Here is a 26684-nt window from a genome sequence, read left to right as displayed (position 1 = left end):
CCCCCCCCCCCCCCCCCCCCCCCCCCCCCCCCCCCCCCCCCCCCCCCCCCCCCCCCCCCCCCCCCCCCCCCCCCCCCCCCCCCCCCCCCCCCGCCCCCAGGCCGACGGGCGGGTGGTGTGGGACGGTATCGTCTGGGACATCACCCAGAGCAAGCGCGCCGAGCTGGCGCTGGCCAGTTCCCAGGAGCAATTGCGTGAATTGGCGGCGCACCTGGAGAGCGTGCGCGAGGAAGAGAAAGCGCGCATCGCCCGTGAGGTCCACGACGAGCTGGGGCAGATGCTCACCGTGCTCAAGCTCGAAGTGTCGATGTGCGAGTTGGCCTTCGCCGATCTCGACCCGGCCCTGCACGAGCGTCTGGCCAGCATGAAGCGCTCGATCGCCCAGCTGTTCCAACTGGTGCGCGATGTGGCCACGGCGTTGCGCCCGCCCATTCTCGATGCCGGCATCGCCTCGGCCGTCGAGTGGCAGGCCCGACGCTTCGAGGCACGTACGCAGATTCCCTGTCTGGTGCAGGTACCGGATAATCTGCCACCCTTGAGCGATGCCAAGGCCACCGGCCTGTTCCGTATCCTTCAGGAAGCCCTGACCAACGTCATGCGCCATGCCCAGGCGCACACCGTGCAGATCGAGCTCAGGCGCGACGGCGACCTGCTGCGCATGACGGTGATCGACGATGGCGTCGGTTTCGAGCCCGAACAGTCGCGTCCTACCTCGTTCGGTCTGGTCGGTCTGCGCGAGCGGGTGTTGATACTCGGCGGCAGCGTGACCGTGGACAGTGAGCCGGGCGAGGGCACCAGCCTGAGCGTGGCCGTCCCCCTTTCATGACAGGAGAAGCAGCGTGATCCGAGTGCTGGTAGCCGAAGACCACACCATCGTGCGCGAAGGCATCAAGCAGTTGATCGGCCTGGCCAAGGACCTGCAGGTGGTGGGCGAGGCGGGCAATGGCGAGCAGTTGCTCGATGCCTTGCGCCACACGCCCTGCGACGTGGTGCTGGTGGACATCTCGATGCCGGGTATCAGCGGTCTGGAAGCGATCCCGCGTATCCGTGCATTGGCCAACGCACCGGCGATCCTGGTGCTGTCGATGCACGACGAAGCGCAGATGGCCGCACGCGCGCTCAAGGCCGGGGCGGCGGGCTATGCCACCAAGGACAGCGACCCGGCGCTGCTGCTCACCGCCATTCGCCGGGTGGCCGGTGGCGGTCGCTATATCGACCCGGCGCTGGCCGACCGCATGGTCTTCGAAGTGGGGCTGACCGAAACCCGGCCGTTGCACACGCTGTTGTCCGAGCGGGAGTTTTCCGTGTTCGAGCGCTTGGCCCAGGGCGCCAACGTCAACGACATCGCCCAGCAACTGGCGCTGTCGAGCAAGACCATCAGCACGCACAAGGCGCGGCTGATGCAGAAGCTCCAAGTCCACTCGCTGGCTGAGCTGGTGAAGTACGCCATGGCGCACAAGCTGATCTGATTGCGACAGCCATCGGCCTGACAACGGTTTCTCGTCCTGCAAGCGGGCCATCGCGGCACAAGGCTCGCCCTGCAAACGTGCGAGTAGCGGCCGATGTCCCGAGTGAATGAGCATTCCATTTGCGTCATTCATGTAGGGCGATCCCTACAACCAATCTTCCATCTGGATGATGGCATTCTCTCAGCACCGCCGATTTCGGCGAGGTAACCGTTCTTCTAGTCTTTCGCCCACGCAGTCATTCCAACAAGAAGGTGCAGGGCATGAGCGAGGCGAAATCGAACGAGACGCTGGTCAGCTTTCGGGGCGTGCAGAAGAGCTACGACGGCGAATCGCTGATCGTCAAAGACCTCAACCTGGACATCCGCAAAGGCGAGTTTCTGACCCTGCTCGGCCCCTCGGGCTCCGGCAAGACCACCAGCCTGATGATGCTGGCCGGCTTCGAGACCCCTACCGCCGGCGAGATCCAACTGGCAGGCCGCTCGATCAACAATGTGCCGCCGCACAAGCGCGACATCGGCATGGTGTTCCAGAACTACGCCCTGTTCCCGCACATGACCGTGGCCGAGAACCTGGCCTTCCCCCTGACCGTACGCAACCTGAGCAAGACCGACATCAGCGAACGGGTCAAGCGCGTGCTCAACATGGTCCAGCTCGACAGCTTCGCCAAGCGCTACCCCGGCCAACTCTCCGGGGGCCAGCAGCAGCGCGTAGCGCTGGCCCGCGCCCTGGTGTTCGAGCCGCAACTGGTGCTGATGGACGAGCCGCTCGGTGCACTCGACAAGCAGTTGCGCGAGCACATGCAGATGGAGATCAAGCACATTCACCAGCGCCTGGGCGTGACCGTGGTGTACGTGACCCACGACCAGGGCGAAGCGTTGACCATGTCCGATCGCGTGGCCGTGTTCCACCAGGGGCAGATCCAGCAGATCGCCGATCCGCGCACGCTCTACGAAGCCCCGGCCAACACCTTCGTGGCCAACTTCATTGGCGAGAACAACCGTCTCAACGGCACCCTGCTGTCGCGTCAGGGTGAACGCTGCCAGGTGCAACTGGCGCGTGGCGAGCAGGTCGAGGCGCTGGCGGTGAACGTCGGTGCGCCCGGCGAGCCGGTGACCTTGTCGGTGCGCCCCGAGCGGGTGCGCCTCAACGGCCACAGCGAACACTGCGCCAATCGGTTTTCCGGCCGAGTGGCCGAGTTCATCTACCTGGGCGACCACGTACGGGTTCGCCTGGAGGTGTGCGGCAAGAGCGATTTCTTCGTCAAGCAGCCAATTGCCGAGCTCGACCCGGCGCTGTCCGTGGGCGACGTGGTGCCGCTGGGCTGGGCGGTGGAGCACGCACGCGCGCTCGACCCGGTCGTCGAAGCCCACTGATGGTTCGTTTCACCAACCCTGTACTGTGGAGAGAATAATAATGCGCAAGCAGTTGAAACTGACCGCCCTGGCCCTGGGGCTGTTCACCGCCGGCCAGGTGCTGGCCGCGGACCTCACCGTGGTGTCCTTCGGTGGTGCCAACAAGGCCGCCCAGGTCAAGGCGTTCTATGAGCCGTGGGAACAGGCAGGCAAGGGCAAGATCGTCGCCGGGGAATACAACGGTGAAATGGCCAAGGTGAAGGCCATGGTCGACACCAAGAGCGTGTCCTGGGATCTGGTGGAGGTCGAGTCCCCAGAGTTGGCCCGTGGCTGTGACGAGGACATGTTCGAGCCGCTCGATCCCGCGTTGTTCGGCAACGAGTCCGACTACGTCAAAGGCGCCATCCAGCCGTGCGGCGTGGGCTTCTTCGTGTGGTCCACGGTGCTGGCCTACAACGCCGACAAGCTCAAGTCCGCCCCCACCAGCTGGGCCGATTTCTGGGACACGAAGAAATTCCCCGGCAAACGCGGCTTGCGCAAGGGCGCCAAGTACACGCTGGAATTCGCCCTGATGGCCGACGGCGTGGCGCCCAAGGATGTCTACTCGGTGCTGTCCACCAAGGCCGGTGTAGACCGCGCCTTCAAGAAACTCGACGAGCTCAAGCCGAGCATCCAGTGGTGGGAAGCCGGCGCCCAGCCGCCGCAGTACCTGGCCTCCGGCGACGTGGTCATGAGCTCGGCCTACAACGGGCGTATCGCGGCAGTGCAGAAGGAGAGCAACCTGAAGGTGGTGTGGAACGGCGGCATCTACGACTTCGATGCCTGGGCCATTCCGCGTGGCGCGAAGAACGTCGAGGAGGCCAAGAAGTTCATCGCCTACAGCGTCCAGCCTGAGCAGCAGAAGATCTACTCCGAGAACATCGCCTACGGCCCGGCCAACACCAAGGCCGTCGCCCTGCTCAGCGACGAGGTCAAGCAGAACATGCCGACCACGCCGGAGAACATCGCCAACCAGGTGCAGATCGACGTGGCCTTCTGGGCTGACAACAGCGAGCAACTGGAGCAACGCTTCAACGCCTGGGCGGCGAAGAAGTAACGCCTGTCGCTGGAGCGCCGGGCCGTTGGCCGGCGCTCCCCCGTTTTCCTGTTTGCGGAGTTCGTCATGGCCACTGCAGTGCCCCTCAATGAAGGCGCAGGTCCAAGTCTCAAGCAGCGCCTCAAGCGTGCCGAGCGGGTCAACCGCTGGAAGGCGCAGGCGCTGATCGCACCGCTGGTGGCGTTTCTGCTGCTGGTATTTCTGGTGCCGATCGCCGCGTTGCTGTTCAAGAGCGTCGGTAACCCCGAAGTGGTGGCCGGCCTGCCGCGCACCGTCGAGGCGGTGGCGCAGTGGGATGGCAAGAGCCTGCCCGGCGAAGCGGTGTACCGCGCCCTGAGCGACGACCTGGCGCAGTCGCGCAAGAACCAGACCTTGGGCGAGCTCTCCAAGCGCCTGAACATGGAACTGGCCGGCTACCGCAGCCTGCTGTCGAAGACGGCCCGCGCCTTGCCGTTCAAGACCGAGCCGGCTTCCTATAAAGAGGCGCTGCAGAGCCTCGACGAGCGCTGGGGTGACCCGGCCTACTGGCAAGCGATCCGCCGCAATACCAGCTCGGTGACGCCGTTCTACCTGCTGGCCGCGCTGGACCACCGTATCGACGACCTGGGCGAGTTGGCCAAGACCACGCCCGACCAGGCCATCTACCTGGACATCTTCGCCCGCACCCTGTGGATGGGCGTGGTGATCACCGCGATCTGCCTGCTGCTGGCCTATCCGTTGGCCTACCTGCTGGCCAACTTGCCGACCCGTCAGAGCAACCTGCTGATGATCCTGGTGCTGCTGCCGTTCTGGACATCGATTCTGGTGCGGGTGGCCGCGTGGATCGTGTTGCTGCAATCGGGCGGCCTGATCAACAGCGCACTCATGGCCATGGGCGTCATCGATCAGCCGCTGGAGTTGGTGTTCAACCGCACCGGCGTGTACATCTCCATGGTCCACATTTTGCTGCCCTTCATGATCTTGCCGTTGTACAGCGTGATGAAGGGCATTTCGCCAAGCTACATGCGTGCGGCGATTTCCCTGGGCTGTCATCCGTTCGCCAGCTTCTGGCGGGTGTACTTCCCGCAGACCTACGCCGGTGTCGGCGCCGGTTGCCTGCTGGTGTTCATTCTCGCCATCGGCTACTACATCACGCCGGCGCTGCTGGGTAGCCCGAACGACCAGATGGTCAGCTACTTCGTCGCGTTCTATACCAACACCAGCATCAACTGGGGCATGGCCACCGCCTTGGGCGGGTTGTTGCTGCTGGCCACGGTGCTGCTGTACCTGATCTATAGCTGGCTGGTCGGCGCCAGCCGCCTGCGCCTGAGCTGAGGAGCCTTGTCATGTTGAGCCCTTACATGTCGCCGGTGGAGCGGGTCTGGTTCTACGGCCTGCGCATTCTCTGCGGCCTGATCCTGCTGTTCCTGGTGCTGCCGGTGCTGGTCATCATTCCGCTGTCGTTCAACAGCGGCAGTTTCCTGGTCTACCCGCTGCAAGGCTTTTCGCTGCAGTGGTACCAGGACTTCTTCGCCTCGGCCGAGTGGATGCGCGCGCTCAGGAACAGCATCATCGTCGCCCCGGCGGCCACGGTGCTGGCGATGGTGTTCGGCACTCTGGCCGCAATCGGCCTGACCCGTGGCGATTTTCCCGGCAAGTCGCTGGTGATGGCGCTGGTGATTTCGCCAATGGTGGTGCCTGTGGTGATCATCGGGGTGGCCAGCTACCTGTTCTTCGCGCCGCTGGGGCTGGGCAACAGTTTCCTCTCGCTGATCCTGGTGCACGCGGTGCTGGGTGTGCCGTTCGTGATCATCACCGTGTCGGCGACGCTTCAGGGGTTCAACTACAACTTGGTTCGCGCGGCGGCCAGCCTGGGCGCCTCGCCGCTGCTGGCGTTCCGTCGGGTGACCCTGCCACTGATCGCGCCCGGGGTGATTTCCGGGGCGCTGTTCGCCTTCGCCACGTCGTTCGATGAAGTGGTGGTGACGCTGTTCCTCGCCGGTCCCGAGCAGGCCACCCTGCCGCGCCAGATGTTCAGCGGCATTCGCGAGAACCTCAGCCCGACCATCGCCGCCGCTGCGACGCTGCTGATCGGTTTTTCGGTAGTGTTGCTGCTGACCCTGGAGTGGCTGCGCGGGCGCAGCGAGAAGCTGCGGACCCAGCAACCTGGCTGACTCTGCGACGGCTGTGTCGGCCTTGTCGCGGGGCCAGCCCGCTCCACAGGTAGAGCACCGCACTCATGAACAGTGGGATCCCTGTGGGAGCGGGCTCGTCCCGCGATGAGGCCGGTACAGGCAACTGCGGTTTTGATACCAATCAGCCCCGATCCATTCGCCTGAGTTACAATGCGCGCCACCGTGATTCTGCCAACAGGTGCGCCATGCAGCCCTACGCTATTGCCCCCTCCATTCTTTCCGCCGACTTCGCCCGCCTGGGCGAGGACGTGGACAAGGTTCTGGCCGCAGGGGCCGACATCGTCCACTTCGATGTCATGGACAACCACTACGTGCCCAACCTGACCATCGGCCCGATGGTCTGCAGCGCGCTGCGCAAGTACGGCGTGACCGCACCCATCGACGTGCACCTGATGGTCAGCCCGGTCGATCGCATCATCGGCGATTTCATCGAGGCCGGTGCCACCTTCATCACCTTCCATCCCGAAGCGACCCAGCACATCGACCGTTCGCTGCAACTGATCCGTGACGGCGGTTGCAAGGCCGGCCTGGTGTTCAACCCGGCCACTGGTTTGGACGTGCTCAAGTATGTGATGGACAAAGTCGACATGGTCCTGCTGATGAGCGTCAACCCAGGTTTTGGTGGACAGAAGTTCATTCCCGGCACCCTCGACAAACTGCGCGAAGCACGCGCGCTGATCGATGCCAGCGGCCGTGATATCCGCCTGGAGATCGATGGCGGGGTCAATGTCGGCAATATCCGTGAGATCGCCGCCGCAGGCGCCGACACCTTCGTCGCCGGATCGGCGATCTTCAACGCGCCGGATTACGCCGAAGTCATCGCCAAGATGCATGCCGAGCTCGCCCAGGCGCGCCCATGAGCGGCTTCGAGCAGTTGTTCCCGGGGACGCTGCCCAAGCTGGTCATGTTCGACCTGGACGGCACCCTGATCGACTCGGTGCCGGACCTGGCTGCCGCCGTCGACCACATGCTGGTTGCCCTGGGTCGCCCGCCTGCGGGCCTCGAGGCCGTGCGTCAGTGGGTCGGCAATGGCGCCGAGGTGCTGGTACGCCGCGCCCTGGCCGGCAGTCTCGAGCATGCCGACGTGGACCCCGAACTGGCCGAGCGAGGCTTGGCGTTGTTCATGCAAGCCTATGGCGAAAGCCATGAGCTGACGGTGGTCTATCCCGGCGTGCGCGACACCCTGCGCTGGCTGCACAAGCAGGGTGTGGAGATGGCGCTGATCACCAACAAGCCCGAACGCTTCGTCGCGCCCTTGCTCGACCAGATGAAGATCGGTCGCTACTTCCGCTGGATCATCGGCGGCGACACCCTGCCTCAGAAGAAACCCGACCCGGCCGCGCTGCTGTTCGTCATGCAGATGGCGGGCATCGCACCGGAGCACGCGTTGTTCGTCGGCGACTCGCGCAACGATGTGCTGGCGGCCACGGCAGCCGGGGTCAAGAGCGTCGGCTTGACCTACGGCTACAACCACGGGCGGCCGATCGAAGAGGAATCGCCAAGCCTGGTACTGGATGATTTGCGTCTGCTGTTGCCCGGTTGCGTCGTCACCGACACTGGGATAACGTGGGCAAACCTTCACGCCTCCAAAGACAGAGATCGCACTGTGGGTGTCACCGGCAAATTCTGGATGAAAGTCATCAAGGCCCTGGCCCGCTGGCGCTGGCGCGCCTGACTCCTGCCCGCCGGCGCCTGCCGGCTCGTCCGCTCGTCCGACCCCATTGCTGCTTGCCCCGAGGCTACCCATGACCCGCGAAGAATTCCTGCGCCTGGCCGCTGCCGGCTACAACCGCATTCCCCTGGCCTGTGAAACCCTGGCCGACTTCGACACACCGCTGTCGATCTACCTCAAGCTGGCCGACCAGCCCAACACCTACTTGCTCGAGTCCGTGCAGGGCGGTGAGAAGTGGGGCCGTTATTCGATGATCGGCCTGCCGTCGCGCACGGTGCTGCGGGTTCACGGCTACCGGGTGAGCATCCTGGAAGACGGGGTCGAAGTGGAAAGCCATGAGGTCGAGGATCCGTTGGCCTTCGTCGAGTCGTTCAAGCAGCGCTACAAGGTCGCCGACATCGCCGGTCTGCCGCGCTTCAACGGCGGTCTGGTCGGCTACTTCGGCTATGACTGCGTGCGCTACGTCGAGAAACGCCTGGGAGCCAGCCCGAATCCTGATCCACTGGGCGTGCCGGACATTCTGCTGATGGTGTCCGACGCGGTGGTGGTGTTCGATAACCTGGCCGGCAAGATGCACGCCATCGTGCTGGTCGATCCGCAGGACACGCAGGCCTTCGAGCAGGGCCAGGCGCGGCTGGCCGGGTTGCTCGACACGTTGCGCCAGCCGATCACCCCACGCCGCGGCCTGGATCTCGGCGGCCCGATGCCCGCAGAACCGGCGTTCCGCTCCAGCTACACCCGCGACGATTACGAGAAGGCCGTGGGCCGGATCAAGGAGTACATCCTGGCCGGCGACTGCATGCAGGTGGTGCCGTCGCAGCGCATGTCCATCGATTTCAAGGCTGCGCCCATCGACTTGTACCGTGCGCTGCGCTGCTTCAACCCGACGCCCTACATGTACTTCTTCAATTTCGGCGACTTCCACGTGGTCGGCAGTTCGCCGGAAGTGCTGGTGCGGGTCGAGGACAATCTGGTCACGGTGCGTCCCATCGCGGGCACCCGCCCGCGCGGTGCCACCGAGGAAGCGGACCGGGCGCTGGAAGACGACTTGCTGTCGGACGACAAGGAAATCGCCGAGCACCTGATGCTGATCGACCTGGGTCGCAACGACGTGGGGCGGGTGTCGTCCACCGGCAGTGTGCGCCTGACCGAGAAGATGGTGATCGAGCGCTACTCCAACGTAATGCACATCGTCTCCAACGTCACCGGCGAACTCGCCGAGGGCCTCACGGCGATGGATGCCTTGCGTGCGATCCTGCCGGCCGGCACCTTGTCGGGCGCGCCGAAAATCCGCGCGATGGAAATCATCGACGAACTGGAGCCGGTCAAGCGCGGCGTCTATGGTGGCGCGGTGGGCTATTTCGCCTGGAACGGCAATATGGATACCGCCATCGCCATTCGCACGGCGGTGATCAAGGACGGCGAACTGCACGTACAGGCCGGTGGCGGCATCGTCGCCGACTCGGTGCCGGCGCTGGAGTGGGAAGAAACCATCAACAAGCGCCGCGCCATGTTCCGCGCGGTGGCGCTGGCCGAGCAGACCACGCTCAATTAAACCCTGCGCATCGGGGCTGTTGCGCAGCCCCGCTCAGGCCGTAATGCTGTTCACTTAAGATCTGTATTGCTGGAATTGGGGCTGCTACGCAGCCCATCGCGGCGCAAGGCCGCTCCCACAGGGTCCGTACAGCCCCCTGTTTCAGGGTTTGCGCGGACATTGTGGGAGCGGCCTTGTGTCGCGAAAGGGCCGCGAAGCGGTACCAGCATTCTTTAAGTGAACAGCATGACGCTCAGGCCGCGCCTGCAAGACGATCAGCCTGTCTGCAGGGCGGCCTTGCGCCGACTTGAAGCGTCAGAAGTCCACGCTTACGCCCACGCTCACCCCTTGCTGGCGCAGTTCGTCGCTCTTGCGCCAGTTGTAGTTCCCCGCCAGCTTCACCCCCGGCACCAGCTCGTGGCTGATGCCCAGGCTCGCCCGCGTCAGGTTGCTGTGGGGCGTGTACCCGGCGAGGGTGAAGTCGTTGGCTGGAAGGCTGGTCAGGTGCAGGGTCAGGTCCTGGCGGTCGTCTTCGAACTCGTGCTCGCGTGCCACCTCGGCGAACAACCGCGTATTGGCCATCACCTGCACACTGCCGAGTACGCCTGCCCCCAGTCGCCGTGACGTGCGGTCCTGGTCGTCGAAGCCCAGCGCCGTCGAATGTCCGCTTTTCTCGTCGTAGCCGTCCACCTTCACCCGCGCGTAATCCGCGCTGATGAATGGCGCCAACTGCCAGGCGCTGTCGTCGGTCGCCAGGTTGTAGCCCAGTCGGCCGCTGAGCGCCCAGGCCTCGCCGTCGGTACTGCCTTTCTCGCTACGCTCGCCTGCGCCGAGGGCGAAGTTGCGCTTGAGATTGTCGTAGTTCAGGTGCCCGGCGGTCAGCGCTGCATCGGCCCACCAGCGGTTCTGACGGAACTGGGCGAAGGCGCTGGCCAGGTAACTGTCGAGCGCGTAGTCCGAATCCCGTGGCCCTGCTTCGAGCTTCTGCCGATAGGCGCCCGCTGCAATGCCTACGCGCCAAGCGTCGTCGAGCCGGTAGCTGCCGCCCAGGGTCAGGTTGTAGCCGCGCCCGTCGCCGCTGGCGGCGCTACGCTGGCTGCCGAAATCCAGGTCCTGAGCACCGGTGGCGACGAACGCCTGCCACTGGCCGACCGGCTGCCAGGGCGAGCGCCATTGATTGCGCAGTTCGTCCTGATGCGCGCGCAGGCTGGCGTGAGCCATTTCCGGTAACAGTGTCAGCTCCCAGGGCGCGGCGAGAATGGAATAGGCGTAGTCAGCGATCAATTGCTGACCGGCGATGGTTGGGTGTACCGAATCGTTGAACAGCAGCCGTGAGGGATCGGGATTGCTGCCGTTCACGCCGTACACCGGATTGGCGGTGCAGCCGTCACCGCTGTAGCAGGTGCCGACCAGGTTCTGGTCGGCGGCCAGGCCGAATTGCGCCGGGCTGCGCAGCGCTTCGCCGAGCAGCGTGGGAATGTTCAGCGGGATGACTTCGGCGTCCACCTGGCGCAGTTGGCCGAGCAACGACTGATTGAACACGCCTGAAAGCTGCGACAGCGGCGCTTGCTGCGGCGTGCCGCTGAAGTTCGGCGTCTGGCCCAGGTCCGGCAGCAGCCAGACCATGATGTAGCGCGCGCCACCCTGCTGCAGGGCCTGGGCGCTGGCCGCCAGGCGGGCACCGGCTGCGGCGGCGCTGGCGGGGCTGTTCACCAGGCCTTGGAGAAAATCGTTGCCGCCGCCGGTGAGGTAGTACAGCGCGTTGGGGTCGGCTCGCAGTCCGCCGGCCAGATAGCCGGGACGCTCGCGCAGCACCAGGCCGGCGCCCAGGCGCCCGGGCGGAATCACTGCCTGGGAGGTCTCGGTGATCGAGTCGAGGACTTGCTGCGTGGTGTAGCCGCCGACCGCCCAGTTATTGCCGTCGGGCCGACCTTGCAGCAGGTTGCTCAGCGAAGTCGAAGGCCCCAATGACGTGGCGGAAAAGCCTAGTTTGGTGCCGAGGATCATCGGTGACACGGGCGCGTAGTCGCCGTTGCTCTGGCGATTGGTGAAGCGCAGACCCTGCGCGCTGCCGGTCAGGTCCGGGAACTGTCCCGCATCGCTGAGGCTGTCGCCGAAAACCAGCAGGGAAGAATAAGGGGAGGGCGCTGCCATGGCCTGGCTGCAGACCAGGCTGAGCAGGCACAGGGTAGTACGCAGGAACGGCGGCTGGCGCATGGATGAAATTCCGTTTCGTTGTTGTTTTGAGGAGCAGCTCGCAGACCTTAGCAAAAAAACCGCCGGTAGGTTCCAGGCCTCTGCGTTTGCCGGGGTTTGCCGCATATTGCGCCCGTTGTCGCGGTAGGCTACTGTGCCGGGACGTATGAGCGAGAACTACCCCGTGTTGATCGTCAGCAAACTCCTGATGCGCGTTATCAAGGCTCACGCCCGTTGGCGTTGGCGCGCCTGACACTTTCCCCTGCCGGCCTTGCCCGGCCCGTCCCGTTTGCCTCCTGCCGTTCCACATCGCCGTCGCGGTATCGCCGCGCCCATGAACGACGCAGGCAGGTCCGAAAGTACAGTCAGTAAGTTCAAGAGGTTGCCCCGATGTTACTGATGATCGACAACTACGATTCCTTTACCTACAACGTGGTGCAGTACCTTGGCGAGTTGGGTGCCGAGGTCAAGGTCATTCGCAACGATGAAATGACCATCGCCCAGATCGAAGCCTTGAATCCGGAACGCATCGTCGTGTCTCCCGGCCCCTGCACGCCGAGCGAGGCTGGGGTGTCCATCGAAGCCATCCTGCATTTTGCCGGCAAACTGCCGATCCTCGGCGTGTGCCTGGGGCACCAGTCCATCGGCCAGGCCTATGGGGGCGAGGTGGTGCGCGCGCGCCAGGTGATGCATGGCAAGACCAGTCCGGTGTTGCACCGTGACCTGGGTGTGTTCGCCGGATTGAACAATCCCCTGACCGTGACCCGCTATCACTCGCTGGTGGTCAAGCGCGATACCCTGCCGGACTGCCTGGAAGTCACCGCCTGGACGGCGCACGAAGATGGCTCGGTCGACGAAATCATGGGCCTGCGTCACAAGACCCTGCACATCGAAGGCGTACAGTTCCATCCGGAGTCAATCCTCACCGAACAGGGCCACGAGCTGTTCGCCAATTTCCTCAAGCAGACCGGCGGCCGCCGTTAAGGAACGACATGGATATCAAGAACGCGCTGAGTCGCATCGTTGGCCACCTCGACCTCACCACCGACGAGATGCGCGATGTCATGCGCCAGATCATGACTGGCCAATGCAGCGAGGCGCAGATCGGCGCCTTCCTCATGGGCATGCGCATGAAGAGCGAGAGCATCGATGAGATCGTCGGTGCCGTGTCGGTCATGCGCGAGCTGGCCGAGAAGGTCGAACTGCAGAGCCTCGACGGCGTGGTCGACATCGTCGGCACCGGTGGCGATGGCGCCAATATCTTCAACGTGTCCACGGCCTCGGCTTTCGTGCTCGCAGCCGCTGGCTGTCCGGTGGCCAAGCACGGCAACCGCGCGGTGTCCGGCAAGAGCGGCAGCGCCGACTTGCTGGAAGCGGCCGGCATCTACCTGAACCTGACGCCGGTCCAGGTCGCGCGCTGCATCGACAGCCTGGGCATCGGCTTCATGTTCGCCCAGACTCACCACAGCGCCATGAAGCACGCCGCCGGCCCGCGCCGCGACCTTAGCCTGCGCACCCTGTTCAACATGCTCGGCCCGCTTACGAATCCGGCCGGGGTGAAGCATCAGGTGGTGGGGGTGTTCACCCAGGCGCTGTGCCGCCCGCTGGCCGAGGTGCTGCAGCGACTGGGCAGCAAGCACGTGCTGGTGGTGCATTCCAAGGATGGCCTGGACGAGTTCAGTCTGGCCGCGCCGACCTTCGTGGCCGAACTCAAGAACGGCGAGATCAGCGAATACTGGGTCGAGCCTGAAGACCTCGGCATGAAAAGCCAGAGCCTGCATGGGCTGGCGGTCGAAGATCCACAGGCTTCGCTGGCGCTGATCCGCGACGCGCTGGGCCGGCGCAAGACCGAGAATGGCCAGAAGGCCGCTGAGATGATCGTGCTCAACGCGGGCGCCGCGCTGTATGCCGCCGACCATGCCATGAGCCTGAAGTCGGGCGTCGAACTGGCCCACGATGTGCTGCACACCGGCCTTGCCTGGGAAAAACTCCAGGAACTGGGCGCCTTTACCGCGGTATTCAAGCAGGAGAACGGAGCATGAGCGTACCGACGGTGCTGGAGCGGATCATCGTCCGCAAATTCCAGGAAGTGGCCGAGCGCAGTGCTCGCGTCAGTCTGGCGGAACTGGAGCGACTGGCAAAGGCGGCCGATGCCCCGCGTGGCTTTGCCGATGCCTTGATCAAGCAGGCCCGGGCCAAGCAGCCGGCGGTCATCGCCGAGATCAAGAAGGCGTCGCCGAGCAAGGGTGTGATTCGCGAGCTCTTCGAGCCCGCGGACATTGCCGTGAGCTATGAGAAGGGGGGGGCCACCTGCCTGTCGGTGCTCACCGATGTGGACTACTTCCAAGGCGCCGACCAGTACTTGCAACAGGCCCGGGCGGCGGTGTCGCTGCCGGTGATTCGCAAGGACTTCATGGTCGACCCTTACCAGATCGTCGAAGCCCGAGCCTTGGGCGCCGACTGCGTACTGCTGATCGTCTCGGCGCTGGACGACGTGAAGATGGCCGAGCTTGCCGCCACGGCCAAAGACGTCGGCCTCGACGTGCTGGTGGAAGTCCATGATGGCGACGAGCTGGAGCGGGCGCTGAAAACCCTGGATACGCCGCTGGTGGGGGTCAACAACCGTAACCTGCACACCTTCGAGGTCAGCTTGGACACCACGCTGGACCTGCTGCCCCGCATTCCCCGCGACCGTTTGGCCATCACCGAGAGCGGCATCCTCAACCGCGCCGACGTGGAACTGATGGAAATCAACGAGGTGTATTCCTTCCTGGTCGGCGAAGCGTTCATGCGCGCCGAGCAACCGGGCCTGGAACTGCAACGGCTGTTTTTCCCCGACCAGGTGAAGAAAACCGTTCAGTCGCTGGACTGAACGCAACGAAGCCGGCGCGATGCCGGCTTTTTTGTGTTTGCTTGCGGCCTTTGGATGCGGATTCACCTGCGCCAAGGCCCCACATTCTCGAAGGTGCACCATGACCGAGCAACCCCTGGCCCTTACTGTCGAACAAGGTCTGCATGCCGAGCAGGATCTGCTTGCTGCCGTCTGCCGTGGCGAACGCGAGTCCGGTGTGCTGTTCTGGCGACCTACCGACCACGCACTGGTCATGCCGCGCCGCATGAGCCGTCTCGAGCACTTCGAAACGGCATGCGCGGAGTTGGCGATCGCCGGCTGGCCGGTGCTGCTGCGCGAAACAGGGGGCGAGCCGGTGCCGCAATCCCACGCCACGGTCAACGTAGCGCTGGTTTACGTGGCGCCGCGAAGCGAAGGCGATCATGGGCGTATCGAGAAGGCCTACGAGCGGCTGTGCCTGCCCCTGTGCGAGGTACTGCGTGAGTGGGGTGGGGTGGCGTCGGTCGGCGAGATCGACGGCGCCTTCTGCGACGGGCGTTACAACGTCAATCTCGAGGGCCGCAAGCTGGTCGGGACCGCTCAACGCTGGCGCCAGGGACTGGGCGGCAAGCGGCCGGTAGTGCTGGTTCACGGTGCACTGCTGTTGGACAACGAGCGCGAATCGATGGTGGCTGCGGTCAATCGCTTCAATGAGTGCTGCGCACTTGAGCAGCGCTGCCGCGCCGACAGCCATATCGCGCTGCACGAAGTGGCGCCGGCGGCGCCTTGGTTCGAGCGCCTGTCCAAGGTGTACGCCGAGGTACTCGGCGCACTGCCCAAGGATTAACGGGTGCCGAAGACCACCATGGTCTTGCCTTTGACGTGCACCAGGCTGCGTTCTTCCAGGTCCTTGAGGACGCGGCCGACCATCTCTCGCGAGCAGCCGACGATCCGCCCGATTTCCTGACGGGTGATCTTGATCTGCATGCCATCAGGATGGGTCATGGCGTCCGGCTGCTTGCACAGATCGAGCAGGCAGCGAGCCACCCGGCCGGTAACGTCGAAGAACGCCAGGTCGCCGACTTTACGCGTGGTGTTGCGAAGGCGCTGGGCCATCTGGCTGCCAAGGGCGTAGAGGATATCCGGGTCGTGACGGGCCAGTTCGCGGAATTTTTCGTAGCTGATTTCGGCGACCTCGCATTCGGTCTTGGCGCGAACCCAAGCGCTGCGCTGCTGCTGCGGCCCGTCCGGCTCGAACAGGCCCAGTTCGCCGAAAAAGTCGCCACTGTTGAGGTAGGCGATGATCATTTCGTGGCCTTCGTCATCCTCGATCAGGATGGTCACCGAGCCCTTCACGATATACGACAGGGTCTGTGCCCGGTCGCCCGCGCAGATGATGTTGCTCTTGGCGGCATAGCGGCGGCGTTGGCAGTGCACCAGCAGCTTGTCGATATTCTTGATCTTGCCCGGAAGGGTTGAAGCTACCATCACGAAATCCTGTTCAAGGTACGCAGAGGCTCTTGCTAGGAGGGAGCTGGCATGTGCGCCAGTGATTTGGCGCCAGCTTATCAGACGCTTCTGACTTATCGGCATCAACCGCCAACTTCTTGAGCTTTTCCGAATACGTCACAAGGTCTAAGCTGACGGCCTTTTCCACAGTCAGGAGTCCGTATAGATGAAGGCACGCATCCAGTGGGCCGGTGAGGCCATGTTCCTCGGTGAGTCGGGGAGTGGGCATGTCGTGGTCATGGACGGTCCTCCCGAAGCGGGCGGTCGCAACCTGGGCGTTCGGCCGATGGAAATGCTGCTGCTGGGCCTCGGCGGCTGCAGCAGTTTCGATGTGGTCAGCATCCTGAAGAAGTCCCGGCAGGCCGTTGAAAGTTGCGAGGCTTTCCTGGAGGCCGAGCGCGCTGGCGAGGACCCGAAGGTCTTCACCAAGATTCATCTGCAATTCGTGGTCAAAGGTCGAGGCCTGAAGGAAGCACAGGTCAAGCGGGCCGTTGAGTTGTCGGCCGAGAAGTACTGCTCGGCCTCGATCATGCTCGACCGCGCTGGCGTTGAAATCACCCACGGTTACGAGATCGTCGAACTGGGTTGAGCCAGGTGGCCCGTTTTTCAGTCGCGCAGCGCAGGCATTGCCTGTAGCAGCCAGTGTGGCAAGCGGGCCCGTACTGCTGCGCTCAATTGTTCCTGGCGTTTCTGGTAGGCCAGGCCCAAGCCGATGGCTGCCAGTCCGATCAGCGTCAACACCACTGGGAACAGCAGTGAGTCGGCGAACACTTCGTAAGACAGGTAGCCCAGGTACGCGGCCACACCCAGTGCGCCGAAGACCATGAAGACCGGACGGCGCAGCAGCACCGCGAAGCCCATCAACGCCAGGTTGATCAGGCAATACAGGGCCTTGCTCACCTCGCTGTCGCTGTTCATCGACGTCAGGCCACACCAGAAGGCCAGAAGTCCTGCCAGGTAACCCCACTCGGCGTAATCGCGTCGAGTTCGCCCGTCGATCACCACGAACGCCACCAGCACAGCGAGCCCGAACCACACCGACACCTGTTCTCGTTGCGCCCAGGTCAAGGCATCGCCGTAGAGCCATTCGCTCAGATCCATCGACATGAACCACAGCGCCAAGGCGATCGGCATGACGATGAACGGGAAGGGCACCAGGCGCAACATCAGCAGCCCGGCCAGCACCGTGGCTGCTTCCATCCACAGCCAACTGGCCTGCACATAGGTGTAGTAGGTGTGGTACTCGCCCTGCGCCTCACCCATGGGCCACCAGCCGATCAGCAGTTCCACCGCGAACACGGCCAGGGGCACGATGCTCACGGCGACCGCTGCCAGCACCCCAGCGGGGACGATCTGCTCGCGACGTTGCAAGGCGAGTGCAAATCCAGTGAGGACGGCAATGTAGAGTCCGGCCACTGCCAGCAACGCCCAGTCGCCAATTCGCATCCAGGCTTCGGTCAGCAGCCAGCCCATGGCGCCCATGATCAGCAGGCCACCGAAGTAGAAAGCGACATTGGCCAACTGGAACTGGCCCTGCTGCTGCGGTCGACGGCGCAGGAACTCGAGCAGGGCTCGATCCTGGCCAGGTTGCAGGATGCCAGCGCTTACGGCATTGGCCAGGTCCTTGGCATCGAAGCGCTCGGTCATCGTATTTCCTAGATTCGGTAAGTGCTCTTGGTCATCACCTTGGCCAGCACGCTCATGCCGAACCTCACCGGAGCAGGGAAGCGATAGCCGCCGGCCTGCAGTGCCGATTCGGCGTGGTGTTCTTCATCGACGCGCATCTGTTCGAGAATGGCGCGCGACTTTTCGTCCTGCTCCGGAAGCTGCTCCAGGTGCTCGTCCAGGTGCTTGCATACCTGCTGCTCGGTGGCCGCGACGAAACCCAGGCTGACTTTGTCGCTCACCAGCCCTGCCAGCGCGCCGATGCCGAACGACATGCCGTAGAACAGTGGGTTGAGGACGCTGGGATGACTGCCCAGTTGGCGAATACGCTGCTCGCACCAGGCCAGGTGGTCGATTTCTTCCTCGGCTGCATGCTCCATGGCCTTGCGAACCTGTGGCAGTTTGGCGGTCAGGGCCTGGCCCTGGTACAGCGCCTGGGCGCACACCTCACCGGTATGGTTGATGCGCATGAGGCCGGCGATGTGGCGCGTTTGCGAGTCGTCCAGCTCGGCATCCGGCTGGATGATGGCAGGCGAGGGGCGGGAAGGTTGGCCGCTGAAGGGCAGCAAGGTGCGCATGGCGGTATCGGCCTGCAGCAACAAGCGGTCGAGCGGCGAATAGTGACGTTCGGTAGCCATCGGGCACCTCCGCTGAAGTGGTGCCCGACAGTCTACCGCAATCCCCAGGGCGGGGCTTGCCTTGAGTCAGCCCGGCGGCCAGTTCATCTGGCGCTGCCCGAGCACATGCATATGGATGTGATAGACCGTCTGCCCGCCTTGCGGGTTGCAGTTCATCACCACCCGAAAGCCCTCCTCGCAACCTTGCTCGACCGCCAGGCGCTGTGCGGTGAACAGGATGTGCCCGGCCAGGGCCTTGTCCTCTTCGGTGAGGTGATTCAGCGTGGGGATGTGTTTTTTCGGAATGACCAGAAAGTGCACCGGGGCCGCAGGTGCGATGTCCTTGAACGCCAGGATCTGGTCGTCTTCATAAATGATATCCGCCGGGATTTCCCGGTTGATGATCTTGAGGAATAGATCGTCCACTTCACTTGCTCCTTGGTGAGGGTCGAAGCGCAGTGTACTGAGCGCGGCGTCGCTCGGACAGGGCCTACTCGGCTTCGATCGGGCAGTAGCGACGATGGATCATTCCCGCCAGCTTGCGGCTGAGCCAGCGCGGCAGCAGCCGAGGGGCGAAGGCGAGCCAGCGATTGCGCCGGCCCGGCATGATCAGCGCACGGTTGCGGTCCAGCGCGCGCACGGTGTGCAGCGCCACTTCCTCTGGGCTCAGGCAGCGGGTGCTGCCCTCGAGCCGTGGGATGCGTCGGCGCGCCGAGCGGATCGGTCCGGGACACAGGACCGAGACTTTTATTCCGGTGCGCCGCAGTTCTTCGCGCAGGGCCTGCGAAAAGCTCAGCACGTAGGCCTTGCTGGCGCTGTAGCACGCCATCCAGGGCCCAGGCGCGACACCGGCCAGCGAGGCGACATTGAGGATCTGGCCGCCGCCCTGAACCGCCATCAGGTTGCCGATCGCATGACACAGGCGGGTGAGGGCCAGGACGTTGACTTCCAGCAGATCCTGCTCGTCGGCCCATTCATGAGCCAGGAAGGGACCGTAGGTGCGCCGCCCGGCGCAATTGACCAGCAGGTCGATGCGCCGCTCGCCCTCCTCGAGTTCCAGTACGAAGCCCGACAGGCGCAATGGCTGGCTGAGATCGCACGCACGCAGCAACACCTCGACGCCGAAGCGCTGGTTCAACTCCATGGCGATGGGCTCCAGCGTCTCGCGATGCCGTGCCACCAGGATCAGATTGCGCCCGCGGCGCGCCAGGGCCTCCGCCAGGGCCAGTCCCAGGCCGCTGGAAGCTCCGGTGATCATGGCGTAACGGGTCATGCAAGGCTCCTGGCGGCTGAAGAGGGGCGCTAGTGTACAGCGTGGTTGGCCGACTTGTTGGCTTTTGCGCAGGTCTCAGAGCGCCAGGTCGGGGCCTTTGGAAAGAGCGCTCAGGTACTCTTGGCGCAGTCGTTCGATCAGCGTCGCAGCGGACGGCAGGTCGTCGATTGCGCCGACGCCTTGTCCGGCGGACCACACGGTTTTCCAAGCCTTGGCTTCTTCATCCATCGGTTTGAGCCGGGTCGCCTCGGCTGTGGACTTGAGCGCGGTCATGTCGTAGCCGGCCTGCTCCAGGCTTTGGCGCAGAAAGCTGGCGGGTACGCCCGAAACGGCAGGGGTGTGCACGATGTCTGCGGCGTGGGCATCCAGCAGCATCCGTTTATATGCCGCTTGGGCATGGCTTTCGGCGGTGGCGATGAAGCGTGTGCCGATGTACGCGAGGTCGGCGCCCAGCAGGCGGGCGGCGAGGATCTCGTGGCCATGATTGATGCAACCCGCCAGCAGCAGGGTCTTGTCGAAGAACTGGCGAATCTCGGCGACCAGCGCGAAGGGACTCCAGGTTCCCGCATGCCCTCCAGCGCCGGCTGCCACAGCGATCAAACCCTCTACACCGGCCTCGGCGGCCTTTTCCGCATGCCGGCGGGTGGTGACATCGTGGAAGACCACCCCGCCATAGCTGTGCACGGCATCCACCACCTCCTTGGCTGCGCCGAGACTGGTGATCACAATCGGCACCCGGTGCTCAACGCACAGCGCTAAATCTGCCTGCAGGCGAGGATTGCTCGGGTGCACGATCAGGTTGACCGCGTAGGGTGCAGGGGCGTGCAGTTGCGCCAGCCCCGTCTCGATCTCTTCCAGCCATGCCTTGAACCCGGCACTGTCACGCTGATTCAGCGCCGGAAAGCTGCCCACCACGCCCTCGGCACAACATGCCAGCACCAACTGTGGATTGGAGATGAGAAACATTGGTGCTGCGACCGCTGGCAAGCGCAGGCGCTGCTGGAGAACCTTGGGCAGGGACATGGCGAGACTCCTTCGCTCAGGTGAGGCCTAGAACGGTTTCACGACCACCAGGATGACGATGGCCAGCAGGAAAAGCACAGGCACTTCGTTGAACCAGCGGTAGTACACATGGCTACGGGTGTTCTGCCCGGCAGCGAAGCGTTTGCGCTGCGCGCCGCAGATGTGATGGTAGCCGGTGAGCAGCAGCACCAGTGTCAGCTTGGCGTGCAGCCAGCCCTGGCTCAGCCACCCCGGCGTCAGATAGAGCATCCACAGGCCGAACACGTAGGTGGCGATCATGGCCGGATTCATGATGCCGCGGTACAGCTTGCGCTCCATGGTGACGAAGCGTTCCTGGCTGATGCTGTCCTGGCTTTGTGCGTGGTAGACGAACAGGCGCGGCAAGTAGAAAAGGCCAGCGAACCAGCAGACCACGCTGACGATGTGCAGGGCCTTGATCCAGAGATAGAGCATGGGGTGTTCCTTCAGGTTTTCACGGTGGTCAGAGAGTAGTGGCCCGGTACTGCCATGGGCTAGCCAAGAGTTGTTACAGGCGCCACGTCACCCTATCATCGTGCGCTTTCCAGTGGTCTCGTTGATGAGGGGCAAGCATTATGATCAAGGTCGGTATCGTCGGCGGCACGGGCTACACCGGTGTCGAACTGTTGCGCCTGCTGGCACAGCACCCCCAGGCCGAGGTGGCGGTCATCACCTCGCGTTCCGAGGCCGGTGTGGCGGTGGCCGATATGTACCCGAACCTGCGCGGCCACTATGACGGCCTGCAGTTCAGCGTGCCGGACAGCAAGACCCTGGGCGCCTGCGATGTGGTGTTCTTCGCCACCCCTCACAGTGTTGCCCACGCGCTGGCCGGTGAGTTGCTGGCGGCCGGCACTCGGGTCATCGACCTGTCTGCGGACTTCCGTCTGCAGGATGCCGAGCAATGGGGCAAGTGGTATGGCCAGCCCCATGGCGCGCCGCAGTTGTTGGGGGAAGCGGTCTACGGGCTGCCCGAAGTCAACCGCGACAAGATCCGCCAGGCGCGCCTGATCGCCGTTCCGGGCTGCTACCCGACCGCGACCCAGCTCGGTTTCCTGCCGCTGCTCGAAGCTGGACTGGCAGACCCGTCGCGCCTGATCGCCGACTGCAAGTCGGGCGTTAGTGGCGCCGGTCGCGGTGCTGCGGTGGGTTCGCTGTTCTGCGAAGCGGGTGAAAGCATGAAAGCCTATGCGGTCAAGGGGCATCGCCACCTGCCGGAAATCAGTCAGGGGCTGCGTCTGGCGGCGGGCAAGGACATCGGGCTGACCTTCGTGCCTCATCTCACGCCCATGATTCGTGGCATTCACGCGACGCTCTATGCCAACGTGGTCGACACTTCGGTCGATCTGCAAGCGTTGTTCGAGAAGCGTTATGCCGATGAACCGTTCGTCGATGTCATGCCGGCGGGCAGCCACCCTGAAACCCGCAGCGTGCGCGGCGCCAACGTGTGCCGAATCGCCGTGCATCGTCCGCAGGGCGGTGATCTGGTGGTGGTCCTGTCGGTCATCGACAACCTGGTCAAGGGCGCCTCCGGCCAGGCCGTGCAAAACCTGAACATCCTGTTTGGCCTGGATGAACGCATGGGCTTGAGTCACGCCGGCTTGCTGCCATAAGTGGCACAGGCAAGCGTGCTGCTGCCCTTGAGCTAGCCGCTTGCCGTTCGCCTCATGCCTAATTGTTGACCAATTTTCTCGGAGAAGCGGATAATGCGCGTCATCGAGTGTTATGGCGGCTTACGCCGGGAGAACCAACATGAGCGTCGAAACCTTCACCCCCACCGCCCTGGAATTTACCCAGGGTGCTGCGCATAAGGTGAAGACCCTGGTGTCCGAAGAGGGCAATGACCGCCTCAAGCTGCGCGTGTTCGTGACCGGCGGTGGCTGCTCGGGATTCCAGTACGGCTTCACTTTCGATGAGGACGTGGCCGAGGACGACACCATCGTCGAGCGCGAAGGCGTGTCGCTGGTGGTCGATCCGATGAGCTTCCAGTACCTGGCCGGTGCCGAAGTCGATTACCAGGAAGGGCTGGAGGGTTCGCGTTTCGTGATCAAGAACCCGAATGCCGCCACCACGTGCGGCTGCGGATCGTCGTTCTCGATCTGAGTCCGCTGCCACTCACGAAAACGCCGCGCTTGTGCGCGGCGTTTTCGTTTCTTTCGATCAGGCGGGGTAGATCGCGCCGAGCACACGCGAGCCTCTGGCTGCCGTGACACTTGGGCGATTGGCCGGAATTCCTTCGAGGCAGCAATGGGCCAGCCATGCAAACGCCATGGCCTCGACCCAATCCGGATCGATCCCTTGTGCCTGCGTGCTGGTCACCGTGGTGCCGTTCAACAATGCGGTCAGGCGTTGCATCAGCGCACCATTGCGCGCACCGCCTCCGCAGACCATCAGGGCGTCGGTGCGCGGCTGGGCTTCAACCAGCGCGTCTACGATGCTGCGTGCGGTCAGTTCCAGAAGGGTGGCTTGCACGTCTTCGTCGCGGTAGTGCGGCAATCGCGCCAGGTGACCGTCCAACCAAGGCAGGTTGAAGACTTCCCGTCCTGTGCTTTTCGGGCCACTGCCGGCGAAGAAGGTATCGCCCAGCAGCGCGGTAAGCAGGTCGCTCTGTACCTTGCCACTGGCTGCCCAAGCGCCATCAGCGTCGAAGACTTCACCGCGTTTGCGCTCGATCCACGCATCGAGCAGGACATTGCCTGGCCCGCAATCGAAACCGCGAACTGGCGTGTTCTGCGCAATCAGGCTGAGGTTGCTGAAGCCACCCACGTTGAGCACGGCCAGGCGCTGGCCCAGATGGCCGAACAAGGCTTCATGGAAGGCCGGTACCAAGGGAGCGCCCTGGCCCCCAGCGGCGACATCGCGACGGCGGAAGTCGCCGACCACGCAAATGTTCGTCAGCTCGGCGAGCAGGGCCGGGTTGCCGATTTGCACGGTGAAGCCTTGCGTCGGCTCATGGCGAATGGTCTGGCCATGGCTGCCGATGGCGCGGATCGCCTCGGGGGCGAGATCTTGCTCTTTCAGTAACTGCTGTATGCCTTGTGCAGCCAGCTTGGCCCAGCGATTTTCTGCCAGTGCAGCACGGGCGATCTCGTCAGGGCCGCTGGCGCACAGGCTCAGTAAGTCCTGGCGAAGATCGGCAGGCATGGGCAGATAGCAGGTGGCGAGCAGCCGTGGCTGATCCAACTGTTCGATCAAGGCAATGTCCAGTCCGTCGAGACTGGTGCCGGACATCACCCCCAGGTAAAGCGTCATCTCAGCGCTTGTTCGCGGCGAGCAAGGTGGCTTTTTCCTGATCCATGCGGGCCACCAGCGGCTGGCTCTGCTGCAGGAATCGCTGACGCTCGGCCTTGGCGATCGGGTCGGCCATCGGCACTTTCTGGCTCAGCGGATCGACGTGCACACCGTTGACCTGGAACTCATAGTGCAGGTGCGGCCCAGTGGACAGACCGGTGGTGCCGATGTAGCCGATGATCTGACCCTGTTTGACGCTGCTGCCGGTCTTGATGCCCTTGGCGAAGCCCTGCATGTGACCATACAAGGTCTTGTAGCTGTTGCCGTGGGCAATGATCACGGTGTTGCCGTAACCACCACGCCGGCCCGCCAGTTCGATGCGTCCGTCACCTGCAGCCTTGATGGGCGTACCGCGTGGCGCCGCATAGTCCACGCCTTTGTGCGCGCGGATCTTGTTCAGGATTGGATGCTTGCGTCCGGCAGAAAAGCGCGAGCTGATGCGGGCGAAGTCTACTGGTGTGCGAATGAATGCCTTGCGAAGACTATTGCCGTCGGCGGTGTAGTAACTGGTATTGCCCTGCTTGTTGGTATAGCGCACGGCGGTGTAGGTCTTGCCGCGGTTGGTGAAGCGTGCAGAGAGAATATTGCCGGTGCCGACCACCTTGCCGTCCATCACCTTCTGTTCGTAGACCACATCGAATTCGTCACCTGGGCGGATGTCCTGGGCGAAGTCGATGTCGTAGCCGAGCACGCGGGCCATATCCATGGTCATGCTGTGGGACAGCCCGGCGCGTTGCGCCGAAGCGGACAGCGAGCTCTTGATCACGCCATGGGCGTAGGCGGTACGCACCACCGGTTTGCTGATCTCGCGGGCGAAGGCGTAACCCTTGTCGGTCTTGTTCAGACGGATGCTCTCGAGCTTGCTGACCTGGCTGTGCAGGCTGGTCAGTTGACCCTCTTTGTCCAGTTCAAACTGCAGCACCTGGCCGTGTTTGAGCTGACTGAACTGTTTGGCCTGCTTGTCGCTGGCCAGAACGTCGTGGACCGCGTTGGCGGGCAGGCCCACCTTGGCGAAGAGTGTGGAGAGGGTGTCGCCACGGGCTACGATCACTTCCCGATGGCCTGGGGCTTTGTCTTCAGGTTTTTCTTGTGCGACCGGCTGAGCGTGCTCGGCGGCCTGTCCGGTGTTGCTGTCGTCACCTTCGATTTGCGCGAAGGGCGATCCGCTGTTGTCGGTGGATTGCACCAGGGGGGCAGCCCGGGATTCGTCGTTGAGTTGCTCGGCCGGGGTATCGAGCTCGAGGCTGAGGGTGGTTTTCTTCGCTTCTACGTCGCTGGAGGGAAATACCAGCAAGGCCAGGCTGAGCAGGGCGGCGATGCCGCTGGCGGCCAACAGATGGCTCTTCGGATAAAGCGGCGGCGCTTTAGGCGTGTCGTTGGTCATAGGTGAGGTGACTTTGAAAAAGTGAATGAAAAAGGTGACTGAAATCGCTGCAAGACACGGTGGAATAGATGAATGACATGATGAAGATGAAATAACTGTATAAAATATAACCAAAACCGTTTTCGCGCAAGGGCGCGTAGACGCCTCAATCCTTGCTTCAGGTCACATCCGGTCGTCAAACTTGTATTTGATGGGCGATCTTGTATCGTTGTTCCCCTTTGAATCTGAGCCTTGCGGGTCTGTCTATGAAGTCGGTTGAAGAGCAGCTGGCGCTAATCAAGCGCGGTGCGGAAGAGGTGTTGGTCGAGTCGGAGCTGGTCGAGAAACTCAAGCGCGGCCAGCCATTGCGCATCAAGGCGGGCTTCGATCCGACTGCGCCCGACCTGCACCTGGGGCATACCGTGCTGATCAACAAGCTGCGCCAGTTCCAAGAGCTGGGGCATCAAGTGATCTTTCTGATCGGCGACTTCACCGGCATGATCGGCGATCCGAGCGGCAAGAGCGCCACCCGCCCGCCCCTCACCCGCGAGCAGGTATTGGATAACGCCGAGACTTATAAGCAGCAGGTGTTCAAGATCCTCGACCCGGCCAAGACCGAGGTTGCCTTCAACTCCACCTGGATGGACTCCCTGACCCCGGCTGATTTCATTCGCCTTGCCTCGCAGTACACGGTGGCGCGCATGCTCGAGCGTGACGACTTCGACAAGCGTTACAGCAGCCAGCAGCCGATCGCGATTCATGAGTTCCTCTACCCTCTGGTGCAGGGTTATGACTCCGTGGCGCTCAAGGCCGATGTGGAACTGGGCGGCACCGATCAGCGCTTCAACCTGCTGATGGGGCGCGAGTTGCAGCGCGCGTACGGGCAGGAGGCTCAGAACATCGTCACCATGCCGCTGCTCGAAGGCTTGGATGGCGTCAAGAAGATGTCCAAGTCGCTGGGCAATTATGTGGGCATCCAGGAAGCGCCGGGTGTGATGTACAGCAAGCTCGTGTCGATTCCTGACACCCTGATGTGGCGCTACTTCGAGCTGCTGAGCTTCCGCTCGATGGCGGAAATCGACGCGTTCCGTGCTGATGTGGAGAAGGGGGCGAATCCGCGCGACATCAAGATCAAGCTCGCCGAAGAAATTGTGGCGCGTTTCCATGGTGAGGAGGCTGCAGCCAATGCTCACCGTGCTGCCGGTAATCGAATGAAGGAGGGTGAGCTGCCTGAGGATCTGCCGGAGATCGAGGTGGTTGCAGATGCCGACTTGCCGATTGCCGCCGTGCTCAACCGGGCGGGTCTTGTTAAGAATTCGGCGCAGGCGCGCGACTTGCTTAGCGGTGGCGCGGTGAAAGTAGATGGCGTGGTGGTTGAGAAGGACTTTATGTTTGTCCTGGGAGCCATACATGTTTGCCAAGCTGGCAAGAAGGCCTTTGCTCGAGTGACGTTGAAGACTGAGTGATGGCGCGTGGTTGTGTAGCTATATAGAAGCGGGGGGGGGGGGGGGGGGCCCCCCCGGGGTTTCATAATATATATATTATTATATAAAAAAAAAAAAACCTCTGCGATCCACCCGAAAAATCGCGCCCCCCCCCCCCGCA

26 protein-coding genes and 1 pseudogene are annotated in these 26684 nt (G+C 63.4%); 17 read left to right on the top strand and 10 right to left on the bottom strand.

The genetic code is table 11. The annotated features are described in order from the left end of the window. Positions 1-106: 106 nt before the first annotated feature. The 9 genes and pseudogenes from Q6A47_RS22620 to trpE all read left to right on the top strand — a co-directional run. A pseudogene (locus Q6A47_RS22620) lies at positions 107-826 on the top strand (sensor histidine kinase); the annotation flags it as partial. Between the two features lie 13 nt (positions 827-839). Then, positions 840-1469 (top strand): response regulator, encoded by a 630-nt coding sequence (locus tag Q6A47_RS22615; protein WP_039581131.1) that lies wholly within the window; start codon positions 840-842, stop codon positions 1467-1469. A gap of 260 nt (positions 1470-1729) precedes the next feature. Beyond that, a complete protein-coding gene (locus Q6A47_RS22610; RefSeq protein WP_304485444.1) occupies positions 1730-2842 on the top strand; it encodes an ABC transporter ATP-binding protein in 1113 nt (370 codons plus the stop codon). Positions 2843-2882: 40 nt separating this feature from the next. Next, positions 2883-3917: an ABC transporter substrate-binding protein gene (locus tag Q6A47_RS22605; protein ID WP_304485443.1), complete on the top strand. Its 1035-nt coding sequence runs from the start codon at positions 2883-2885 to the stop codon at positions 3915-3917. Positions 3918-3983: 66 nt separating this feature from the next. Continuing rightward, a complete protein-coding gene (locus Q6A47_RS22600) occupies positions 3984-5231 on the top strand; it encodes an ABC transporter permease (protein ID WP_039581125.1) in 1248 nt (415 codons plus the stop codon). Positions 5232-5242: 11 nt separating this feature from the next. Further along, on the top strand, positions 5243-6070 hold the full coding sequence (locus Q6A47_RS22595) for an ABC transporter permease (RefSeq protein WP_029615070.1): 828 nt from the start codon (positions 5243-5245) through the stop codon (positions 6068-6070). 206 nt (positions 6071-6276) lie between these two features. Further along, positions 6277-6951, top strand: coding sequence for a ribulose-phosphate 3-epimerase (gene rpe / locus Q6A47_RS22590; protein WP_295485157.1), 675 nt, complete (start codon positions 6277-6279; stop codon positions 6949-6951). Beyond that, the gene (locus tag Q6A47_RS22585; RefSeq protein WP_039581120.1) at positions 6948-7766 is read left to right on the top strand and encodes a phosphoglycolate phosphatase; all 819 of its coding nucleotides are present in this window, start codon (positions 6948-6950) and stop codon (positions 7764-7766) included. Before rpe ends, Q6A47_RS22585 begins: the two co-directional genes overlap by 4 nt. 70 nt (positions 7767-7836) lie before the next feature. Further along, complete coding sequence (gene trpE / locus Q6A47_RS22580; RefSeq protein ID WP_304485442.1) at positions 7837-9318, top strand: anthranilate synthase component I; 1482 nt, start codon at positions 7837-7839, stop codon at positions 9316-9318. 294 nt (positions 9319-9612) lie between these two features. On the opposite strand, the gene estP is transcribed toward trpE, so the two are convergent. Next, entirely contained in the window at positions 9613-11514 is a 1902-nt protein-coding gene (gene estP, locus Q6A47_RS22575; protein WP_304485441.1) for an esterase EstP, read from the bottom strand. Between the two features lie 369 nt (positions 11515-11883). Between estP and Q6A47_RS22570 the strand changes: the two genes are divergently transcribed. The 4 genes from Q6A47_RS22570 (at position 11884) to Q6A47_RS22555 (ending at position 15170) form a co-directional block, all read left to right on the top strand. Continuing rightward, on the top strand, positions 11884-12477 hold the full coding sequence (locus Q6A47_RS22570; protein ID WP_304485440.1) for an aminodeoxychorismate/anthranilate synthase component II: 594 nt from the start codon (positions 11884-11886) through the stop codon (positions 12475-12477). A gap of 8 nt (positions 12478-12485) precedes the next feature. Beyond that, entirely contained in the window at positions 12486-13535 is a 1050-nt protein-coding gene (gene trpD / locus Q6A47_RS22565) for an anthranilate phosphoribosyltransferase (RefSeq protein WP_039581110.1), read from the top strand. Further along, complete coding sequence (gene trpC / locus Q6A47_RS22560) at positions 13532-14365, top strand: indole-3-glycerol phosphate synthase TrpC (protein WP_039581107.1); 834 nt, start codon at positions 13532-13534, stop codon at positions 14363-14365. Before trpD ends, trpC begins: the two co-directional genes overlap by 4 nt. Before the next feature lie 100 nt (positions 14366-14465). After that, entirely contained in the window at positions 14466-15170 is a 705-nt protein-coding gene (locus Q6A47_RS22555) for a lipoate--protein ligase family protein (RefSeq protein WP_029615068.1), read from the top strand. Here the strand turns inward: Q6A47_RS22555 and crp are convergent. Then, complete coding sequence (gene crp / locus Q6A47_RS22550; protein WP_039581101.1) at positions 15167-15811, bottom strand: cAMP-activated global transcriptional regulator CRP; 645 nt, start codon at positions 15809-15811, stop codon at positions 15167-15169. The genes Q6A47_RS22555 and crp overlap by 4 nt on opposite strands. A gap of 187 nt (positions 15812-15998) precedes the next feature. Here crp and Q6A47_RS22545 point away from each other — a divergent pair, with 187 nt between their 5' ends. Beyond that, complete coding sequence (locus tag Q6A47_RS22545) at positions 15999-16421, top strand: OsmC family protein (protein WP_029615067.1); 423 nt, start codon at positions 15999-16001, stop codon at positions 16419-16421. Positions 16422-16438: 17 nt separating this feature from the next. Here the strand turns inward: Q6A47_RS22545 and Q6A47_RS22540 are convergent, their stop codons facing one another. The 6 genes from Q6A47_RS22540 to hemJ form a co-directional block, all read right to left on the bottom strand. Next, positions 16439-17479: a DUF2157 domain-containing protein gene (locus tag Q6A47_RS22540; protein ID WP_304485439.1), complete on the bottom strand. Its 1041-nt coding sequence runs from the start codon at positions 17477-17479 to the stop codon at positions 16439-16441. Positions 17480-17487: 8 nt separating this feature from the next. Then, entirely contained in the window at positions 17488-18135 is a 648-nt protein-coding gene (coq7, locus tag Q6A47_RS22535) for a 2-polyprenyl-3-methyl-6-methoxy-1,4-benzoquinone monooxygenase (protein WP_029615066.1), read from the bottom strand. Between the two features lie 66 nt (positions 18136-18201). Continuing rightward, positions 18202-18540: a histidine triad nucleotide-binding protein gene (locus tag Q6A47_RS22530; protein WP_029615065.1), complete on the bottom strand. Its 339-nt coding sequence runs from the start codon at positions 18538-18540 to the stop codon at positions 18202-18204. A gap of 64 nt (positions 18541-18604) precedes the next feature. Then, positions 18605-19387: an SDR family NAD(P)-dependent oxidoreductase gene (locus tag Q6A47_RS22525; RefSeq protein ID WP_304485438.1), complete on the bottom strand. Its 783-nt coding sequence runs from the start codon at positions 19385-19387 to the stop codon at positions 18605-18607. 75 nt (positions 19388-19462) lie between these two features. Further along, complete coding sequence (locus Q6A47_RS22520) at positions 19463-20410, bottom strand: NAD(P)H-dependent flavin oxidoreductase (protein WP_304485437.1); 948 nt, start codon at positions 20408-20410, stop codon at positions 19463-19465. 27 nt (positions 20411-20437) lie between these two features. Continuing rightward, on the bottom strand, positions 20438-20863 hold the full coding sequence (gene hemJ / locus Q6A47_RS22515) for a protoporphyrinogen oxidase HemJ (protein ID WP_029615064.1): 426 nt from the start codon (positions 20861-20863) through the stop codon (positions 20438-20440). Positions 20864-21003: 140 nt separating this feature from the next. On the opposite strand from hemJ, the gene argC reads away from it, so the two are divergent. Beyond that, complete coding sequence (gene argC, locus Q6A47_RS22510) at positions 21004-22038, top strand: N-acetyl-gamma-glutamyl-phosphate reductase (RefSeq protein WP_304485436.1); 1035 nt, start codon at positions 21004-21006, stop codon at positions 22036-22038. Between the two features lie 139 nt (positions 22039-22177). Beyond that, positions 22178-22528 carry an iron-sulfur cluster insertion protein ErpA gene (gene erpA, locus Q6A47_RS22505; protein WP_029615063.1) on the top strand — a complete coding sequence of 117 codons (351 nt, stop codon included), beginning with the start codon at positions 22178-22180 and terminating at the stop codon, positions 22526-22528. Positions 22529-22585: 57 nt separating this feature from the next. Here the strand turns inward: erpA and Q6A47_RS22500 are convergent, their stop codons facing one another. Both Q6A47_RS22500 and Q6A47_RS22495 read right to left on the bottom strand, forming a co-directional pair. After that, on the bottom strand, positions 22586-23677 hold the full coding sequence (locus Q6A47_RS22500; RefSeq protein WP_304485435.1) for an anhydro-N-acetylmuramic acid kinase: 1092 nt from the start codon (positions 23675-23677) through the stop codon (positions 22586-22588). Position 23678: 1 nt separating this feature from the next. Further along, a complete protein-coding gene (locus Q6A47_RS22495; RefSeq protein ID WP_029615061.1) occupies positions 23679-25100 on the bottom strand; it encodes a peptidoglycan DD-metalloendopeptidase family protein in 1422 nt (473 codons plus the stop codon). 245 nt (positions 25101-25345) lie between these two features. Between Q6A47_RS22495 and tyrS the strand changes: the two genes are divergently transcribed. Then, entirely contained in the window at positions 25346-26545 is a 1200-nt protein-coding gene (tyrS, locus tag Q6A47_RS22490) for a tyrosine--tRNA ligase (RefSeq protein WP_039581081.1), read from the top strand. Positions 26546-26684 lie beyond the last annotated feature (139 nt).

It is taken from the genome of Pseudomonas boreofloridensis (assembly GCF_030580795.1).
Lineage (GTDB): Bacteria > Pseudomonadota > Gammaproteobacteria > Pseudomonadales > Pseudomonadaceae > Aquipseudomonas > Aquipseudomonas boreofloridensis.
This window is presented reverse-complemented; position numbering and strand designations above follow the sequence as displayed.

Excerpts from the sequence above, each read along its gene's own strand:
- Q6A47_RS22610 (WP_304485444.1), top strand. The coding sequence starts at position 1,730 with ATGAGCGAGGCGAAATCGAACGAGACGCTGGTCAGCTTTCGGGGCGTG.
- Q6A47_RS22585 (WP_039581120.1), top strand. The coding sequence starts at position 6,948 with ATGAGCGGCTTCGAGCAGTTGTTCCCGGGGACGCTGCCCAAGCTGGTC.
- rpe (WP_295485157.1), top strand. The coding sequence starts at position 6,277 with ATGCAGCCCTACGCTATTGCCCCCTCCATTCTTTCCGCCGACTTCGCC.
- Q6A47_RS22500 (WP_304485435.1), bottom strand. The coding sequence starts at position 23,677 with ATGACGCTTTACCTGGGGGTGATGTCCGGCACCAGTCTCGACGGACTG.
- Q6A47_RS22600 (WP_039581125.1), top strand. The coding sequence starts at position 3,984 with ATGGCCACTGCAGTGCCCCTCAATGAAGGCGCAGGTCCAAGTCTCAAG.
- erpA (WP_029615063.1), top strand. The coding sequence starts at position 22,178 with ATGAGCGTCGAAACCTTCACCCCCACCGCCCTGGAATTTACCCAGGGT.
- coq7 (WP_029615066.1), bottom strand. The coding sequence starts at position 18,135 with ATGGCTACCGAACGTCACTATTCGCCGCTCGACCGCTTGTTGCTGCAG.
- Q6A47_RS22495 (WP_029615061.1), bottom strand. The coding sequence starts at position 25,100 with ATGACCAACGACACGCCTAAAGCGCCGCCGCTTTATCCGAAGAGCCAT.
- Q6A47_RS22540 (WP_304485439.1), bottom strand. The coding sequence starts at position 17,479 with ATGACCGAGCGCTTCGATGCCAAGGACCTGGCCAATGCCGTAAGCGCT.
- trpC (WP_039581107.1), top strand. The coding sequence starts at position 13,532 with ATGAGCGTACCGACGGTGCTGGAGCGGATCATCGTCCGCAAATTCCAG.
- Q6A47_RS22525 (WP_304485438.1), bottom strand. The coding sequence starts at position 19,387 with ATGACCCGTTACGCCATGATCACCGGAGCTTCCAGCGGCCTGGGACTG.
- estP (WP_304485441.1), bottom strand. The coding sequence starts at position 11,514 with ATGCGCCAGCCGCCGTTCCTGCGTACTACCCTGTGCCTGCTCAGCCTG.
- tyrS (WP_039581081.1), top strand. The coding sequence starts at position 25,346 with ATGAAGTCGGTTGAAGAGCAGCTGGCGCTAATCAAGCGCGGTGCGGAA.
- Q6A47_RS22520 (WP_304485437.1), bottom strand. The coding sequence starts at position 20,410 with ATGTCCCTGCCCAAGGTTCTCCAGCAGCGCCTGCGCTTGCCAGCGGTC.
- Q6A47_RS22555 (WP_029615068.1), top strand. The coding sequence starts at position 14,466 with ATGACCGAGCAACCCCTGGCCCTTACTGTCGAACAAGGTCTGCATGCC.
- Q6A47_RS22545 (WP_029615067.1), top strand. The coding sequence starts at position 15,999 with ATGAAGGCACGCATCCAGTGGGCCGGTGAGGCCATGTTCCTCGGTGAG.
- trpD (WP_039581110.1), top strand. The coding sequence starts at position 12,486 with ATGGATATCAAGAACGCGCTGAGTCGCATCGTTGGCCACCTCGACCTC.
- trpE (WP_304485442.1), top strand. The coding sequence starts at position 7,837 with ATGACCCGCGAAGAATTCCTGCGCCTGGCCGCTGCCGGCTACAACCGC.
- Q6A47_RS22570 (WP_304485440.1), top strand. The coding sequence starts at position 11,884 with ATGTTACTGATGATCGACAACTACGATTCCTTTACCTACAACGTGGTG.
- argC (WP_304485436.1), top strand. The coding sequence starts at position 21,004 with ATGATCAAGGTCGGTATCGTCGGCGGCACGGGCTACACCGGTGTCGAA.
- Q6A47_RS22605 (WP_304485443.1), top strand. The coding sequence starts at position 2,883 with ATGCGCAAGCAGTTGAAACTGACCGCCCTGGCCCTGGGGCTGTTCACC.
- Q6A47_RS22595 (WP_029615070.1), top strand. The coding sequence starts at position 5,243 with ATGTTGAGCCCTTACATGTCGCCGGTGGAGCGGGTCTGGTTCTACGGC.
- crp (WP_039581101.1), bottom strand. The coding sequence starts at position 15,811 with ATGGTAGCTTCAACCCTTCCGGGCAAGATCAAGAATATCGACAAGCTG.
- hemJ (WP_029615064.1), bottom strand. The coding sequence starts at position 20,863 with ATGCTCTATCTCTGGATCAAGGCCCTGCACATCGTCAGCGTGGTCTGC.